Origin of the sequence: Paenibacillus hexagrammi (assembly GCF_021513275.1) — a bacterium.
Classification (GTDB): domain Bacteria; phylum Bacillota; class Bacilli; order Paenibacillales; family NBRC-103111; genus Paenibacillus_E; species Paenibacillus_E hexagrammi.
Genome location: NZ_CP090978.1, coordinates 1,585,571 through 1,603,313, shown reverse-complemented (window position 1 = coordinate 1,603,313; position 17,743 = coordinate 1,585,571). Strand labels below are relative to the sequence as shown.

Here is a 17,743-nt window from a genome sequence, read left to right as displayed (position 1 = left end):
CCGTTTTTCTATCCTTCTTTCGTGCGGATTGTCTTACAAGACATGCTGCTTACGGTAATCCCCCGGAGACATGCCTGTCTGTTTCTGGAACCATTCGCTGAAATAACGCGCATTCGGATAGCCAACCGCGTCGCCGATCTGGTAAATTTTGAGTGTGCTCGTACGGAGCAGCTCCGTTGCTTTTTCCATCCGCAGATCGGATAGCAAATCGCTGAAGGATTTGCCGGTTTCCTGCCGGAACAGACGGCTTAGATAATTGGGCGTTACACACAGCTCATCGGCAATTTCGGAGAGATGGATATCCTCCGTGAATGTGGCCGCCATCATGCCAAGCGCTTTTTTGATCAGATATGAAGCTGGTTCTTCTATGAGATCGGCGATCTCTAAGCTGCTCGTACCGTTGGTGTTGGTGCTGCTCATACTGGTACTGGTGCGATTATTGGTTATGTCGTTGGTGTTCCCCACCAAAGCCGCCGCCTTGGCCAGCGCTTCCTCGATTTCTTCGACATCCGTAGGCTTCAGCAGATAATCGACAGCCCCCAAGCGCAGCGCCTCCTGCGCATATTTGAAATCGCCGAATCCGCTTAGAAAAATGACCTTCATATCGGACAAATGCTTGCGCTGCTTGGCCTCCTCACGCACGGTTGCGACCAGCTCCAAGCCAGTCATATTCGGCATGCGGATGTCGGACAGCACAATATGCACCGGATTCTCTAAGAGAAACGACAAGGCGTCCTGCCCATCTTCAAAAATTTGGACCAACTCGATGCCAAGCCGCTCCCAGCCAATATGCTTACTAAGACCATCCCGAATCCAAGCCTCGTCATCAATAATAATAGCCCTATAGGTTCGTGCACTCATGGACTCTCCTCCGATCTTTTCACACTTTGTATCGATATATGCGCTGACAGATTGCGAAGCTGCACAGCCGCTTCCTGAAAGGCATCCGCCGGACTCGCAAACAAGGTCATAATTTTGGCCAGCGCATCCTCCTCCACGCTCACCATCGCAGGATAGTAGATGAGCGAAGGCTCGCTCTTGGCCATCTTCATGCTCTCCAGAATTAGCGCAAAGTCTTCCCGATCTCGGAAAGCAGGACTGCTTAATATCGATCGTCTCGCCGGAATGCCGCCATTACGGGCATAAATCATCCCGCCCTCCTTGCCTGTGGCAAACTCCAAAAACCTCCAAGCGCCCGCAGGATTCGTCGAGCTTGCATTAATCGCAAGCGTCCACCCGTGTTGAAACGGCATTCTGTGAACCGTGCCGCTTTGATCCCGAATGCCGGGAATCAGGGCAATGGCGATGTTATTTTTGATAGATGAATGGCTCATCTTGATAGCCGGATACGCCGAATTCCAATAAGGCGCCGCCATTGCAATATCTCCGTTTAATAGTCCATCACGGGTCCTAGAAAAATCCCAAGACATCAGATCGCTTGGAACAAGCTGATCGCGAACCAAGGACTCCAGGTACTCTCCGCTTCGTATGGACTCCTTGGAATCGAACTGGACCTGCCCGTCATCCCCCATAATGTCCCCGCCGAACGACCAGAGAATAGAATCAAAAATTTTCTCGCGTTCCTCCGGGACAACCGCGGGCATCGCCAGCCCCCAGCGTGTAGGCGAATCCTTTTGCACGTGGGAAGAATAATGGGATGCCATCTCATACAGCTCATCCCAGGTCTCCGGGGGAGTTGGGATTAAATCTTTACGGTAATATAGAAAATGGGTGCTGATATCGGTGGGCAGCGCGTAAATGCTTCCGTTATATCGGTAGACGGAGAAAAAATCGTCGATATCCAAACCGCCTTTGGTGGTGTCGCCGCTTGCTTCCAAATAAGAGTCCAGCGGTATTATGGCTTTGGCAGAAGCAAATTGGGCAATCGACGTACTCGGCATCAAAACGACGTCAAACGTGTTCGAGCCTGCAAAGAGCTGTGTGCCGACTGCAGTAAAATAGCTGTCTCTGGCAACTTCAATGAATTCCACCTTCACACCTGTCTCCTTCTCAAAAGGCAGAGCAATCTGACGCAGCGCAGCAGACTCCGTCCCCGTCCGGACAAGAACCTTAACCGTATCCGCAGGCTTAGGAGAGCTAGAAGCATCCATCATATCTTGGTTCAATAGCACGTAACCCGTAAGAGCCCATAGGAACAGCAGTGAAAACGATACCATCATCAACATGTTCAGTTTCAAGGATTTCATCGGCTTCCCTCCGTGCGATAAGGAATATCGACTAGCACTAACGCTCCGTCTTCCTGCGAAGGAGCAAACCGGATTCCATACTGAGGGCCGAATGCCATCTTGATCCGCTGATCGACATTTCTCATCCCGACATGCTCACCAGAGTCCGTGCTTTGCAGCAGTTTTCTGGCTCTTTCGGTATCAATGCCGCTTCCGCTATTAAACACGGACAAAATAACCTTGTCGCCTTCTCTCCAAACCGTAATGGATACTCTGCCTCCTTTTGACATTTTCGCAATACCGTGCTCGAGCGCATTCTCTACCAGCGGCTGCAAAATCAACGGCATGACAAACACATGCTTCAGCGAGGGGTCCATCTGAATATCGTATTCAAGCTTGTCCTTATATCGGAACGATTGGATCTGCAAATAATTCTCCACATGATCCAGCTCCATCTTCATGCTTGTCCATTCTTGGCCGGAATGCAGCGTAAACCTGAAGAACCTGCCAAGCGCCGTTACCAGCTTACTGATCGATGCCGCTTCATATTCCTTCGACATCCAATAAATCGTGTCTAACGTGTTGTACAAAAAGTGCGGCTGAATCTGCATCTGCATCGCTTGCATAAGCGCGTCCCGCTTCTCCTTCTGCTGGAGCTCGTTATCGAGCAGCAATTGTTGAATGCGGTCTCTTAACCGATTGAAATTTCGCTGCAAAATGCTAATCTCCCGGATCGAACCGACCGGCTCCCTCATATGCAAATTATCGATGGAAGTCGTAGACATCAATCTGGCCAAATGAATGACCGGCTTGGAGATAGCTGTAGCCAGTAATACGGATACGATGATAAAAATCAGCGTTCCGAGTCCGGCGATAATCAGCAAATATTGCAGGATCCGCTGATTCGGCACAAGCAGCTCCTCGAGAGGAACAGCGGCCGTCATCTGCCATCCGCTCGTCGGAGAAGTATGATAGGTGAGAAGCCATCTGGCATCGACAACCTGAATGCCTTGCCCCTGCTTCGGCAGCTTGCGGATTGCTTGCGACAGGGCCGGGTTTTGAAAAAGTTGGGAGTCCTGCTCATAAATGACTTCCCCAGACGCGTCGGAAAGCATGAAAGAGCCTGTAGAGCCAATTCGTACTCCGCCGACGTTATCGCTAATGAACCGGTCGTTCAGCTGTACAAACAAATAGCCTCTCAGCTCGGAGGTATTGCTGTCGTTCAGCCGTCGCACTGCCATAACCGAAGGATGAAGAGGAGTCTGAAATCCTTCCTGCGAGCGGTAAATCGCCCATTTGTCGCTAAACCAGCTCATTTTCAACGGGCTGTCCTCTACCTGATCCACAATGTATCGATAATGATCTTGCTCAACTTGCTGAAACGAGTATAGCGCCGTATTCGTCGAAAGCATTTGGTGATCCGCTGTAATCAAATATATATCACGAATATGATCGAGCCTGCCTCGAAACAAATAGAAATAGACCATCTCCCTGAACTTCTGGTTGGCCTGAAACAATTGGTAAGGTGTTGTAAGCGGATAATCAAGAAAATCGAGCGATTGCTGGTACAAAAGCGGCCATGTCAAGCGATCGATCTCCGCCAGATTAGCATCCAGTGCTCTTTGTGTCTGTTCGACGGTCTGAAGCATGTACTGGCTGACCTGCTTCTGGGCAACTTCGTTCTCCTTCTTGTAAGTAATGACGGCAACGATTAAGGGGAAAATCATGAGCAGCAAAAACACGGACAACAGCAATGAACGAATAGAGATCGTTTTCTTCAACATGGGACGGCAGACCGCATCCTCTCCGCTTCCTGTATGCGCTTACAGAAAGGAATAAATGATGATACATTTAGTATCACTATATCATGACTTTCCCCTCCGGGGAAGTTCTTGTTTATACTTGATTGGATTGGAACTAGAACACCAGCTCCGTCCGGTTGGTAAGCTCCAGCTTATCAGCATCCGGGAAACATATTATTTGACGTGCCTTCCGTTAATATTTCAGCCTCTCCGATCTGTTTATTGTTCTTTCCTTGCATACCCAAAAGGCCGACTTCCATTTCCCGCGGGGTCAACCGATCACTCAGTTAATTTTTTTGATCCTGCTTTCATGAAAAGACAGCGGCTGGTCTATCAACCAGAAATCTTAGACGGGATTGTTGATTCAACAATATTAACATAACAAAGAGCTGCCGAGGCAGCTCTTTGAGTTAATCTTGAAGAAGCTGATTGACTTCTGAGCTTCAGTTTCATGCGGTATGAGAACTACTGAGCAGCGCTTGCGCGATACCGATAAAGTATTCCGATTCTCTCCGTATATGGTTCAGCACGGTAATCGCCGTAGGGTTACTTTTTAACGCGTCACTGCTGGTGCCGAGCTGGTTCAGCAGCTGAACGAATTGTTCACTTTGTTGAAGGGAAAACACCACCAAATCCATGATCTGCTTATAAATCTCGGGACTGACCTGGTCCATTCTGCCGACAACCTCGATATATCGAACAAACATAGCATGAGTCCGTGCCAATGCCTGCTCCCATTCCTTGAGCGCATCAACAAACGGCTGCTCCAGATTAGGAACTAATGCGCGGATGACATCCGTATGCTCTGCCTCCTGCATTTTCCAGAATTCACCTTCATCCAAAATACGTAAAGGCATTTTATCCCCATAGTAAAACTGCACTTGAATCCCTCCTCATTTCCCCCTTGGATACCAGTCATAGTCTATTTGCTCCTGATTGAATATATACCTGTGTGGACCCTGTATCCGACAAAAATAAGCCCTTCCGTCATGGAAGGACTTACATTCACTTCATCAAGGCCGCCCGGTTTGCAGCCTGTGGCGGCTTTTCCATCCAAGCATGTTTGATTTCAATATTGGCTCCATCCTCGGCAAACAAGGCGGTTTCCGCAAAAAGTCGAGAGTAGGTGCTAGCGATATCCCTTCTTGGGCTGGCTGAGATAGCAAATCCATAGTTACCGATCCCCGAAGCGGACATCAGCGAGATCATGAACATCATGATTTTGTCGCTAAAAGGGGCTTTGCTTTCCGGCAGAACACTTGCATCCCAGGTCATAGGAATAGGCAGATCAGACTCAGCTAAAAATTTCCCAAGAACCTCAAGGTGCTTGGATGCAAGCTCTTTACCGCGTCTCATGTAGGATCGGACATCCTCATGCTGGGCCACCTGACCAAAAGCTGTTACGAGGGTACGACCTAAGTGATTGGTCTGAATATTGGTGTAAAGATTTGTAATTTCCATGGCCGTTAAGGGCCTTTGGTCACCGAACCAACCGGCGAGAAAATGCTGCTTTTCCACCATATCTACCTGCTCAATATAGGGAATATAAGGAGATTTCACTTCTAATCCCTTAGACATCAACAGATCCGTCGCTTCATTAAAAAGCTCCATTGTGGACGACAGACAGGACATAAAGTGCTCCCGTATATCCTTACGGAACGTCAGCGCCAAAATCCCGCCGTACGTGACTAGAGCGCCTTTGGCCATTTGCTTCGTAAAAAACAAGAAAAATTCATCCGAGAATAGTCTCGGAGCCGATACATGGACATCTCCCTCTGTAAAACCCAGCGGTATGGCATGCCCTTCTTCATGAAAGATTTTGGTAATCACCTGAATATGCTGTTCCGCCAAATCCAGCGCATGCTCCAATATCTGTTGGATTTCCCTGTCCTCAACATGCTGGAGAAAATATTGAAAAATGCAAATAAACATACTGTCCGTCACATAATTCGTCCATAAGCCTCCAATTTCGGAAGCGGTTAAGCGGATATGATGCTGTTCCATGACATACCTCTCATTACAGTTTTGATGGTAGTATTGCCAATGCCTCCAATTTTACTCATCAATTGCAATGGACTTACCAAAATCAGGCATGACTTGCCCGAAATTCCGACGGGGAACGTCCGACAAATTCACGAAACAGCCTGCTAAAATATTTCTCGTCCTCAAAGCCTGCCCTGGAGGCCACCTCATAAATCGGCCAGTCGCTTTCCAGCAGGAGGGCTTTGGCGCGTTCAATCCGCATGCCCCGCAGCACGTCTCCGAAGTTCGCTCCTGCAAGCTTGGCAAAGCATTGGCTAAAGTAGCTGCGGCTCATATTAATCTGCACAGCGACGTCCTTTTGATTGATTTTCTCACCGGCATGCAGTCTCATATAGATGAACGCCCGAATCAAGCAATACATGACTTCTTTGGATAAACCCAAGTCGAGCATTCTTCCCTTGGCTCCATCGGCGAAACGGTTCAACCAGACCTTCCAATGCGTCCAGGTTGTATTCATGTTAATCGCAGATTGTAACGATTCTGCAATCCCTTGACTTACAAGCACGCCTCTCCACAGCTCACACAGCTCCCTAGTCAGCTTCTCGATCAAAGCAGGACTGGGATTTAATTCCTCCACCTTCCGTACAAGCAGCTCCCATTCCGCTGTGTATAGTAACCACTTGAGATCCCGGAACATCACCTCCAGGTCCTTGCTGGACTCTATCGACTTCCATTGCTCTATTTCATGAAAGTCAATTTGGATCCATCCGCTATCGTTTTGACCATAAAAGATGAGATGAGAAGCACGCTCTTGCACGATGTGCGCGGTTTCTTCAAGGAAGCGGTCTTGGACATCCGTCAAAACAATAGCCAGCCAACCCGCTTCCCCCAGCCCCTGCAGCCCCAACTTCCAATCCTCTTCCCGGTTCGCATGGAGGAGCGGCATCACCCAGACGCCATTGATTTCAATGAGGGCATGCTTTTGCACCAGCGGCAGACGCTGTAGGTCATTGGCAGAGGAATGCTCCGTAAGCGGCAAGAATACGAGCGATTTGTCGGTAGGGAACCGCTTCTCCAACTTCATCGCATGATAAGCTTTTTTATTCCCCTCTTCCCACTCGATCCGCTCGACAATACGCGTCATTACCTTATCGATACACTCGACTTCCAGCAGCGTTTTGACAATATAATCGATAGCTCCCAGCCGAATCGCCTCTTGAATAAAATCAAATTCATGATGACAGGTCAAAACAACCGAATGAATGTGGGGAAATGATTGCCGGACCTGCTTAATCAGCTCAAATCCAGAAAGACCGGGCATCGTAATGTCTGCAAAAAGCAGGTCTACTTCTGTCTCCCTAAGCAAAGAGAGCGCCGATTTCCCGTCTGCCGCCTCGCCTACGATCACGATGCCGTAGGAAGACCAATCCACAAGCGAAATAAAACCCTTCCGCACCAGGCGTTCATCATCCACGACGATGGCTTTGATCATCCATATCCCCCTTGATCTTCTTTGGAATGATAATCGTAATGGTGGTACCTCTATCGATCTCACTATCTATATGAAATGTCATGTGCTCACGGTAATAATGATCCAGCATACGTTTTACGTAAGAGAGACCGATGCCAAGTCCCCTCATCTTCGCTCCGTCGTCCGACAGCATCCGCTGAAGAGCCTCGGCGTCCATACCTGACCCGTTATCTTCCACTTTCAGCAGCACGGCACCCTCGCCGTTCAATTCGATACTGACATCAACTCTGCCGTTGCTTTCATTCATGCCGTGATAGATCGCGTTCTCAACCAGAGGCTGTAGCAAAAAGCGTGGAACGGCTACGGATAGAATATCTTCATCCACCGAGATATGAAAATCGAATTCGTAGTCATAGCGTATTTTTTGAAGCTCCATATAATTCTTTAAGGCGTCAATCTCGTCCTTGATGGTGACAATCAAGCTCTGTTTTCCCAAATTGTAGTGCAGCACTTTCACCAATAGAGTGACTAACTGGTCAATCTCCTTCTGACCGTTCATTCTTGCCAGCCATTGAACTGAATTTAATGTGTTGTGCAGAAAATGCGGATTGATCTGATTCAGCAGTTTCTCAATTTCCAGCTCGCTCTTCCGCTTCTCATTCAAAGAGACGGTATCGATCAGTTCGTTGACCGTAGTCTTCATCTTCTGAAAATTTCTGAGCACAGTATCGAATTCAAGCACGTTGGTGAGTGAGACGGGAGCAGACCGGTTCTTGGCCATTCGCACAATCTCCTGATTGACATGACGAAGAGGATGGTACACTCTTTTCCAAATGAAATAAGCGAGCAGCATGGCAAATCCAAGTGTCGTAACGGTTAAAATAATCATGTTGCGCAGCCAGGTATAAATCTCACTGTCGAATGTCGCCTTCGAAACGACGGTCAAGAGCTGCCACCCCTGCGGGCTCGTATAGCGAAACAGCTTGTAGCCGTCATATTCAAAATAAGCGGTGTCTACCTGTCGGCGCTCTTCCTGTATCACCTGGGCCGGAACATCCGCATCCTCTATGAATGTGATTTCCCCGTCCTGATTAACAAGAAGATGAGAGACCTTCATCCCGTACAAATTCGAGTTTAAGATTTTTCTAAATAGGTTATAGTTCGTTTCCAGATAAACGATCAGCTTTTTGTTATCGCTCGTACGGATTTCTCGCTGCTCGGAAAAGACGATATTTTCGCTGTAGTTGTACAAGGTACGATGAGGTCCGTAGTAATTGGCTCCGTTATAGTGAATGAATTCGGGGAGACCGGATAAATTCAGGTTCCCTTTCAAATTGAGGTTGGTGAATAGAATCGGATCGGAAGCTTCAGGTGAAATGTACGCGGTCAGCCCCAGGTTTGGGTTCGTAAAATTAACCAAATTAATCTTGGCGTTAATGGAGCTCATCAGCTGAGTCTTCTTGTACACATCGCGTTCCTGCATATAGTCGGTAACCTCTGCCACGATCTGACCGTCGAGCGCAAATTGCTTGGATGCAAAGTCCAGGTTATTGATAGCGTTTTCCAAACTGGCCGCTTCGATACTTAAATTGGCGCGGACTCCGCTCTCAATCTTACCTGTCAGAATGGAATAGGTGGAATAGTAAGTGAGAACTCCAACCAGAGCAAGCGGAAGCAAACACGCAATCATCAGGTATACGACCAACGTTCGCCTCAGTGACCGAACTCGATCAGGGACTCGATCAGGTAGATGGATCTGCAGCATGGTTCTAGCTCCCTCGCAACGTATGGTTTTCTACAAATTATACCATCTTGAACCAACGTGACAAAGAAGAAAGTCCCGCAGCCGTGACAACACGAATACGGGACTTCCGAACATACCTTACGTCAGCAGATGCTTACTTCGAGCCCATCGCCTTCCACACGGTATTCGTTGTTTGATCCAACTCCCATTTTACAACTTCATCGTAACCGAGCCCCTTGGCTTTCTTCAGCAGCTCCTGTTTCAGGCTGTTGTATTCACTCTCATTTTTAGCGAATACCATCTTCCAGGAGTACGTCTTGATCGCTTTGCCCACTTCGCTGCGTTTTTGCTTGATGTCAGAAGGCTCCGTAGCCGGCGCTTTGCCTGTAAAAGGCGGCGTGTTGACAGCTATTTTATTCGTCTTCACAAAGTATTCCTTTGGCGTCAAAACGCCCATGGCTTCACGCCAGCTTTTGGTGACCGGATCGGCATTGTAATTCAGCGTCGAATTCCAGATTTGATAGTCGTAGGGCTCTCCGGTTTCCGGATTGATCGATGAGATTTTCAGCGTAGAATTGTTGATTTGATTCATGCCGTCTTTGAAATTTCCGCCGCCGTACTGATCCGCAACGGACTCGGCATTCGCGGGCAGCGCTTTCCAGCCAAAGTCCGTTACGTAAGGCTTGCCGTCCTTGATGTCCCACGTAAGCCCCTTGGGTCCGAAGTTAGCCTCCTCTACGCCCTCCGGCGAATACAACCAGTCGAGAATCTGCATCACGCGCGCCGGGTCCTTGGCTTTCGAGCCGATTGCCCAAACCCTGACTCCGCCATAAGGGCTGAGCCCGTAGGAGAATATTTTCTCATTTTCAAAAGGCACCAGCTTGAACCCTTTGTTTTTCGACGTATGGTCCGGAGTGTTATACACATTGTCAACCCAAGGAAACAGCGAGAACAACACTTGACCGTCTTTCATCTTGTTCTGAACGTCCGAGAATTTCTGCGTCAAGGAATCCGGATCCAGAAGCCCCATCTGGTTGGCGTCAAAATAAAATTTCAAGCCCTGCATATAGTAACTGTTCTCGTCCAGCATGCCCTGGTAATCATTCGCCTTGTCGGCGGACACGAGAATCAAATCGCCCGGATTAAAGCCGTCGCCTTCCTGGTAGCCGTAGAGCTGTGCCGTTACCTTTGCCAGCGTCAAGAAGTCGTTATCCCAATCTGACCATAGGGAGAATCCGTATACCGGCTTGCCGCTGTCGCTCTTTGGCTCCATCTCCTGCATCTTCTTGAGCAGCGGCAAGTAATCCTCGAACTTTTCGATTTTCGGACTTCCCAGCTTTTGATACAAATCCCATCGCAGGTCGGGTCCGAATGTCATATCCGCTCCCTCGGAAGGGCCCGTCCCAACACCTACGTCATGACCGACTCCATACACGTGCTCCCCGCCGCCGAATTGCTGTTTATTGGCATCAACGGCTTGCCCTGCGTACTTCATAATGTTTTGCCCATACTTCTGAAGCAAGCCGTCCTTGTTCCAATCCAGCAGCAAGCCGGCCTTGATCGCATCCTGATAGTCTTGTCCGTTGGAGCCGAAGACGACCAAATCGCCTAGATCACCACTGGCCATCATCGTAGCGATCTTTTGCTGATTACCCGCTAGATTGGAGGCGATGATGTTCAGCTTGGCATTGAATTTATCCTTCATCAGCTTCGCAAACCAGCCCGGCTGATCACCAGCGTAATTCGCCAGCATCGAGAACACCTTGATCGTCACTTCCGGCTGGGCTCCCGGCGAGGCTGACGAGGCTTCACTGCCGGTATTCGACGGCGCAGCTGTGGACTGCTCTCCCCCACTCGAGCTGCAAGCGGTTAAAACCAGGAACAGTGCAATGGTTCCTGCGGCTATCGATCTTTGTTTTCCTTTTCCCATCGTGGATTCACCCCATTATTATATTTAAAATCCGGTTATATTCTCTCTCAGATCACATGCCCCTCATGAAGCAGGGACTATTCCCTTCAACACTCACCCCTTGACACTGCCGATTAGAATGCCTTTCACAAAATACCGTTGAAAAAATGGATATACCAATACGATTGGCGCCACAACGAACATGGATACCGTGGTCCGTATGGTCGTCGGGTTCACCATATTGGCGATATTCATACCGCTGGAGCCCTGCATGCTCTTCATCAGCGCAGCCAGCGACGTAGCCTCGTTCATATACCTGTACAAAATAAATTGCAGCGTAAACAGCTTACTGTCCGTGATAAGGAACAGTGTGTCCGTAAACATATTCCACTGTGTAACGGCTGAGAATATCGTGATTGTGGCGAGAATCGGCTTAACCAGCGGCACGACAATCCGGTAGAAAATAACCAGATAGCCTGCACCATCCATCTCGGCGGACTCCTGAAGTGCAGCCGGAGTGGATTCGACAAAGGTCTTTACTAGAATGATAAAGAACGGCGATACGGCCTGCGGCAAAATGTAAGCAAGAAAATTGTTCGTCATGCCCAGATGCAGCATAACGAGATACCAAGGAATAAGACCAGCGTTAAAATACATCGTGACGACAAGAAAGCGATACCAGAACTTTCGTCCCCACATAGCGTTTTTGGTGAACAGATAGCCGAGGAAGGCTGAAGCAGCGACCGTGACCAGGGTACCCAGCACCGTACGAGAGACGGACACCGCAATCGAGGTTAACAGCCCCGGAATCTTCAGTACCTGCTCGTAGTTCGTAAAGTGGATGCCCTGCGGAACAAACATAATGAGCCCCTTGTCGCTCAAATCGTTATTGCTGATCGTGTTAATAAATAGATAGTAAAAAGGAAAGATACAGGCAAGTGTAAAGATGGCAAATACCGTCGTGTTCATAACGGAAAACCAACTGAAACTGATCTTAAAACCGGTCCGCATGAGTCTTTCTCCTTTCAGGCCATACAGTTAGATAATGCTTTCCCCGCGAACGATTTTCGATAGCTGGTTAGCGACAAAGAGCAGGACGACACTTATTAAGGATTTCAACATACTGATGGCGGTTGCAAACGAAAAAATTAGAATTTTGAACGCCGATATTGTAGACATACAAGTCCAGAACCTCGATATGGTTACTATTGATCGCATTCTGAAACACATAATACTGTTCAAAGCCGTTGTTGATGAAGTTGGCGATCGTCAGTAGCAAAAGTACAAAGTACGTCGGCATTAGCCCTGGCACTGTGACGTGCCACATTTGCTTGAAGCGCCCAGCGCCGTCCACTTTGGCTGCCTCGTACAGTTCTTGATCGATCCCCGATATGGCCGCTATGTACATGATCGCGCTCCAGCCGAGCGTTTTCCAAATGTTCCAAAGCGTCATCGCCAGCCAGGTGTGATCATCCGTTGCCAGCAAATGTAGGGAGCGATCAATGAAGCCCAGCGACATCAGCAAGTGATTCACGAATCCGTTGTCCACCGAAAACAGCATGAAGGCGAATGAATACACAAGGACCCAGCTGATAAAATTGGGCAGTGTGGTAAAGATTTGCACGGTTTTCTTGAACCAGCCCTTCCCGATCTCCGATAGGAAAATGGCAAATATGACCGGCAGGACGGAGGTCGCGATACTGAGTCCGCTCATGGCAGCCGTATTGCGCAAGACGCGCAGCACCTCCTGACGCTGTACCTCACTGGCTATCATCCCCTTGAACCAGTACAGCCCCATGAAATTCGATTGTGCCAGCGGGATGCCGGGACGGTAATCGTAAAAGGCATAGATCCATCCGTACAGAGGGAAATAAGAAAATAACAGCACCAGCACAAGAAAGGGAAGCGCCATCAGGAACAATGTGAATCTCCCCTTGACTGCAAGCCTTTTTCGCTTTCCAAGCGATATGTTTCCGCTTTCAATTCCAACTGTTGATTGCATGGCTTCTCCTCCAATATGACTTGGGTTAGCGTGGGCTATATGCTTATCTTATCCCTTAATAAGCGGGAACAAGTAGGGAATTCGAGCCGCAAGCGTGAGACTTCTGTCGCCTATGATCAAACCATTTTCACACGCTGCCGAACCATTTTCCCCCATATAAGGATAAAGGACTTCTCGGTCCTCAAAAGACTAGCGCGTTTGTTCACAGTTGATGCGAAGCAAAAGTATTCTTATTAACAGAAAAACACCAGCTCCGGTAAGCCAGAGCTGGCGTTAGACTGGTGATTCAATAGGATATGGAACCCTAAAGGGAAGGATCCGGTTATCTAGCTATATGAAGTCAGTGATGGGATACAGCTTCCCTGACTTCCTCTGTAATTTGCTCGCCCCCAAGCTCTTTCCACTTTACGACGAAATCATCGAAGGAGCTGACGGGCTGATCACCGATAATAATCTTGAGAAACGCTTCGTTCTCCAGCTTCTGCAGCTCCTGCCATTTCGTCTCCATCGTCGGTGTTGAACCGTAAAAGACGCTGTACACCTTCTGAATGCGGGCTGTGGCAAGAACGCTCGCCCCGTACTGATTGGCAGCGGCAGCCTTCCAGTTCTCCATGTTCTTCTTAGGATTGTCCATCTCTTCCACCGTTTGTTTGTAGATATTCCGGGCATCCGGGTCCAGCTTGGAAGAATCGATGTCCCCTTTCAACGCACTTGCGACATTGAAATATCTTTTTTCAACGGCATTGGAATAATCGAGCAGCAGATCGAAGGGATAAAAATTTCTTAGCTGACTGCCTGATTTGGCTACATATTCACTGAGCTTGTTCACATCAGGAGTGTCGGGAGTCCGGTTTCGTTCAAGACTAGTGAACTCGTTCACGAGCTTCATCACCGCTTCCGGATGGTCATACCCTTTCCGCACCACCAAGTATCTGTCTGTCGTAGGAGCTATGTGTGTCACGTATACCCCTTCACTGTTCAGCGGCACGGGATAGGCTCTCCATTCCGCCTTCGTATCGTTCTCAACCGCAAAATTGAGCGGATAATACGGCATCCACCAAGGACCGAAAAACAGTCCGGTCTTATTCTCAATAATCGGCTGTTCGCTTTCATTATATAAAGCGAAATTGGGGTCAATCCATCCACGCTTGTACCAGTCCGCCAGCTTGGACAACGCTTGCTTGTTCTCGGGGGTAATGGACCCGTAGACGATCCTGCCGCTGCTATCCCGAATCCAATTCTTCGGATAGGCGTTATAAGCGTTAAAAATCACATCGAACCCGTTGAAGAGCGGCTTTTGCCCATAGACGATTCCTTTAAAGCCGGTAAGTCCTACTGTAGCGTTGTTACCCCTGCCTCCCGGATCCTGGGAAATAAAAGCTTGAGCGATCCGCTCAACATCCTCCATCGTTCTAGGAGCAGGGAGCTTTAGCTTCTCGAGCCAGTCCTGCCTCACCCACAGCAGAGTAGAGGAATCCGCATCCAGCGCAACATTGGGGAGACCGTACAGCTTGCCGTCAAAGCTGGCATCCTGCAGAGCAGAGCCCTTCGTTGAATCGTAGATCGAACGCACCAATTCCGATGCATAGGCGGCGTACGTCTGCGTCAAATCCAGGATCATGCCGCTGCTCACCAGCTTCTTAAGCTGATTGCGGTCAACGACCACAGCATCGGGCAAATCGTTGCTTGCAATTGCGAGGTCCACTTTCTGCTTGAATGCGTCTTCTCCCTTCGCCTCCCAAGTGTTGACCACATGAATATTCGTCCTGCCCTCCAAATAGCGCGAAACCGGATTATTGTCATTGGAATCGCCGGGTGGGAGCTTGGAATCCGGTATTTGAAACCCGATATGCAGGGTGACGGTATCCTTATAGGCAGCTGAGGCTTCATGATCGGGGGAGCCCTCCCCCTTTGAAGATGAGCCTATACCGGAAGCGCTCTCATTATAGCAGCTAGCACAGAGCAAACATAAGAGGACCGACGCCAGTTTCAAGAATCGACGTCCATTTCGCATACCACCGTTTCCTTTCTTTAGCAAACTCATCCAATTTCCAGTTCTTTTCTCACTATATCACACTCCCTTGCGGATCAGCATCTGGATTTGTGGAATAAGCAAACAACCGCCTCCCCTATTGTGGAAACGGTTGACTGCTTAACTTAACCTATTGAGAAACTGAGTAGTTGTAGTTTTTAGAATTGTTGCTGTCCCATGTACCAGCCTGATTCTTGAATGCCATGTTTAGTATATTGGCGCCGGAAGGAAGCGTAATGACCGCCGACCAAGCTCCACTTGCCTGTTTGGTCATCACAACATCAGCTGTCGATGCCCATCCATTCGTCCCCCAATGGAGAGTCATGGATGATGCGTTTGCTGCGAAACTTCCATTATAAATAACCGTCGTTTGTTGTCCTGCTGTGGGAGCCGGACTTGCTTGAGCGGGATTGGCTGTTGGCCACACGGTCAAATTCCAATCCTTGCTGCCGTTATTATCCCAGCTCGAACCGTCAGTAAATACAAGATTCAATATGGATGCAGTAGAAGGAATCGTGACCGTCGCCTCCCAGAAGCCATCCGTTCTCTTGGTCATTCCTGCATCTGCTGTTCCGGTCCATCCGTTCGAACCCCAATGCAGAGTGACTTGGTTGGAGCCCGCAAGTGCACCTTTGTAATAGATGGTGAAGCTCTTACCTTGCACTAACGCACTGCTGTCATAATCCACTTTGTAGCCTGCATGTGGAGCATAGGCTGTGGTACCGGTTGTTCCTCCGCCGGTCGTACTGCCTGTATCGGTTCCTGTTCCTGTTCCTGTTCCTGTTCCTGTTCCTGTTCCTGTACCTGTACCTGAGCCGGAAGCTGTAACCGGGACACTCCAATTTGCTGAATTGTTGTTATCCCATGAAGAACCATTGGTGAATACCATGTTTAAAGCGCTCGAAGCAGCACTCGGAACTGTTACCGTCACTTGCCAAATGTTGTTGCCCTGCGAGGTCATCGCAGTATCGGCCAAGCCTTTCCAGCTGTCATACCCCCAATGCATGGTCATAGTGGACGAGCCTTGCAAGGCGCGGCCGCCGGCATTGTAGGTAATCGTCACGGTCTGACCTGCCACTGCCGTTACCGGACTGCTTGTGAAGACAGCCGAAGTACTGCCCGTGCCTGTACCTGATCCTGTGTCTGATCCATTACCGTAAAGTACAATGACAGAGTTCGCAGGAATATTGCCTTTGATGGTGCCGTTTGAAACAGTTAGTGTAGCTGAAGCGCTGCCATGATTGGTATAAGTGCCGCTGGCCAAATTGGTCGATGTGCTCAAGTACGTGCTGTTTCCGTAATTCACGATGACCGTCCCTATGGTTCCACGGTCGATCAGCATCGTTGAATTGTTGTTGGTCCAGCGTAAATATTCATTCTGTCCGGCCATCGCATTGTGGAACGCATTGATCGCAACGATATCCGTATCATGCCACTGACCATCCCCCGCAGAACCGATACTGCCCGTTGGTCGATTAAAGAACAATGGAGTCGAACCCGCTCTGGAAGCCACGATGGCCCAGCCTGCTTTTCTCTGCCAATCGGACAAATTCTTGCTGCTTCCGTCTTCATACGTGTCATGGGTCTCCACAAAATCGACCGCTTTAGCCGGATCCACTCCTCCCATACCGCTGGTCCCGCTCAAATTGCCGGAAGACAGGGCATTTCTCACAGATCCCCCGAAATTGCTGGCTGTGACATTCATAAACGATGCATAGGAACTTATATTGTCGACCGTGCCATCCTGCAGAATCTCGCCGTAGACGAACAAGTTGGACCGGTTATGCACATTCCCCAGTACATTGGTCCAGTAACTCCCCGCCCAGGATTGATTGGCATCTGCACCAATATTCGTTTCAATGTGCTTGGCAGCATCGAAGCGGAAGCCCCCGCTCCTGCATCTGCCAGCTGGTTCAGAAATGTAAGCGCTTTATTTTGTACCGCAGCGTTCTGTGTATTCAGATCCGGCATGCCGATTCCCTTTTGTGTAATTTCATAACGGTTATTCCAATTCGAAGCTTGACCCTGATTGTGATAGAAGCTAGAGTCTTTAAAGCTTGCGTCAACTGCTGCATCCAATTGGTCCGGATTGCCGTTGTTCGCCATATGGTTCATGACAACATCCACAATAATCTTAATTCCGTACGAGTCGGCTTCTGTACATAAGGCTGTAAAGTCAGATAAGCTTCCAAGCTGCGCATTGCCCACCGACTGATTCGTTGGCTGGTACAAAAGCCACCACTGGGATGGATCTGTGCTCGAGTTCTTGGTTCCTTGAACCGGAGATACCTGCACAGCTTTATATCCAGCTGCTGCAATTTGAGATAAATTAGACCGTATTTGATTAAACGACCAATCGAAAGCATGAAGAATGACGCCGTCTTTCGTATTCGCAGGTAAGGTCGTCGCAGCTTCCGCCTTCTGGGCGGATAGGACCTTCGGCAAAGCATCTGCCGGTGAAATCGCTGGTGCCATAAGCATCGAACCTAATAAACTGACGGACACGAACCCTTTGAAAACCTTTGAACTCATAATCTGCCTCCCTCGATTTTGGGTACAAGCATTGTAAGCGCTTAACTTCATTATGAAAGATGGTGCAAACGATTGCAATAGA

The 17,743-nt window shown here is 48.9% G+C and carries 13 protein-coding genes; all 13 read right to left on the bottom strand.

Features of this window, described 5'->3' with window-relative positions:
• Window positions 1–33: 33 nt before the first annotated feature.
• The 13 genes from L0M14_RS06875 to L0M14_RS06815 all read right to left on the bottom strand — a co-directional run bounded on the left by L0M14_RS06875 (window position 34) and on the right by L0M14_RS06815 (window position 17,661).
• Window positions 34–861, bottom strand: coding sequence for a response regulator transcription factor (locus tag L0M14_RS06875; RefSeq protein WP_235121444.1), 828 nt, complete (start codon window positions 859–861; stop codon window positions 34–36).
• Complete coding sequence (locus L0M14_RS06870) at window positions 858–2,207, bottom strand: ABC transporter substrate-binding protein (RefSeq protein WP_235121443.1); 1,350 nt, start codon at window positions 2,205–2,207, stop codon at window positions 858–860. Before L0M14_RS06870 ends, L0M14_RS06875 begins: the two co-directional genes overlap by 4 nt.
• Complete coding sequence (locus tag L0M14_RS06865; RefSeq protein WP_235121442.1) at window positions 2,204–3,970, bottom strand: sensor histidine kinase; 1,767 nt, start codon at window positions 3,968–3,970, stop codon at window positions 2,204–2,206. The genes L0M14_RS06870 and L0M14_RS06865 overlap by 4 nt, the downstream gene beginning before the upstream one ends.
• Before the next feature lie 467 nt (window positions 3,971–4,437).
• Complete coding sequence (locus L0M14_RS06860; RefSeq protein WP_235121441.1) at window positions 4,438–4,869, bottom strand: DUF2935 domain-containing protein; 432 nt, start codon at window positions 4,867–4,869, stop codon at window positions 4,438–4,440.
• A gap of 124 nt (window positions 4,870–4,993) precedes the next feature.
• Complete coding sequence (locus L0M14_RS06855) at window positions 4,994–5,992, bottom strand: DUF3231 family protein (RefSeq protein WP_235121440.1); 999 nt, start codon at window positions 5,990–5,992, stop codon at window positions 4,994–4,996.
• Window positions 5,993–6,074: 82 nt separating this feature from the next.
• Window positions 6,075–7,463: a response regulator transcription factor gene (locus L0M14_RS06850; protein WP_235121439.1), complete on the bottom strand. Its 1,389-nt coding sequence runs from the start codon at window positions 7,461–7,463 to the stop codon at window positions 6,075–6,077.
• A complete protein-coding gene (locus L0M14_RS06845; protein WP_235121438.1) occupies window positions 7,438–9,207 on the bottom strand; it encodes a sensor histidine kinase in 1,770 nt (589 codons plus the stop codon). Before L0M14_RS06845 ends, L0M14_RS06850 begins: the two co-directional genes overlap by 26 nt.
• 133 nt (window positions 9,208–9,340) lie before the next feature.
• Window positions 9,341–11,116 carry a type 2 periplasmic-binding domain-containing protein gene (locus tag L0M14_RS06840; protein WP_235121437.1) on the bottom strand — a complete coding sequence of 592 codons (1,776 nt, stop codon included), beginning with the start codon at window positions 11,114–11,116 and terminating at the stop codon, window positions 9,341–9,343.
• Window positions 11,117–11,209: 93 nt separating this feature from the next.
• The gene (locus tag L0M14_RS06835) at window positions 11,210–12,106 is read right to left on the bottom strand and encodes a carbohydrate ABC transporter permease (protein ID WP_235121436.1); all 897 of its coding nucleotides are present in this window, start codon (window positions 12,104–12,106) and stop codon (window positions 11,210–11,212) included.
• Between the two features lie 67 nt (window positions 12,107–12,173).
• The gene (locus L0M14_RS06830; RefSeq protein WP_235121435.1) at window positions 12,174–13,097 is read right to left on the bottom strand and encodes an ABC transporter permease subunit; all 924 of its coding nucleotides are present in this window, start codon (window positions 13,095–13,097) and stop codon (window positions 12,174–12,176) included.
• A 340-nt stretch (window positions 13,098–13,437) separates the two neighbouring features.
• A complete protein-coding gene (locus L0M14_RS06825; RefSeq protein WP_235121434.1) occupies window positions 13,438–15,111 on the bottom strand; it encodes an extracellular solute-binding protein in 1,674 nt (557 codons plus the stop codon).
• Window positions 15,112–15,259: 148 nt separating this feature from the next.
• Complete coding sequence (locus L0M14_RS06820; protein ID WP_235121433.1) at window positions 15,260–16,918, bottom strand: carbohydrate-binding protein; 1,659 nt, start codon at window positions 16,916–16,918, stop codon at window positions 15,260–15,262.
• Window positions 16,852–17,661: an alpha-amylase family glycosyl hydrolase gene (locus tag L0M14_RS06815; protein WP_235121432.1), complete on the bottom strand. Its 810-nt coding sequence runs from the start codon at window positions 17,659–17,661 to the stop codon at window positions 16,852–16,854. The genes L0M14_RS06820 and L0M14_RS06815 overlap by 67 nt, the downstream gene beginning before the upstream one ends.
• Window positions 17,662–17,743 lie beyond the last annotated feature (82 nt).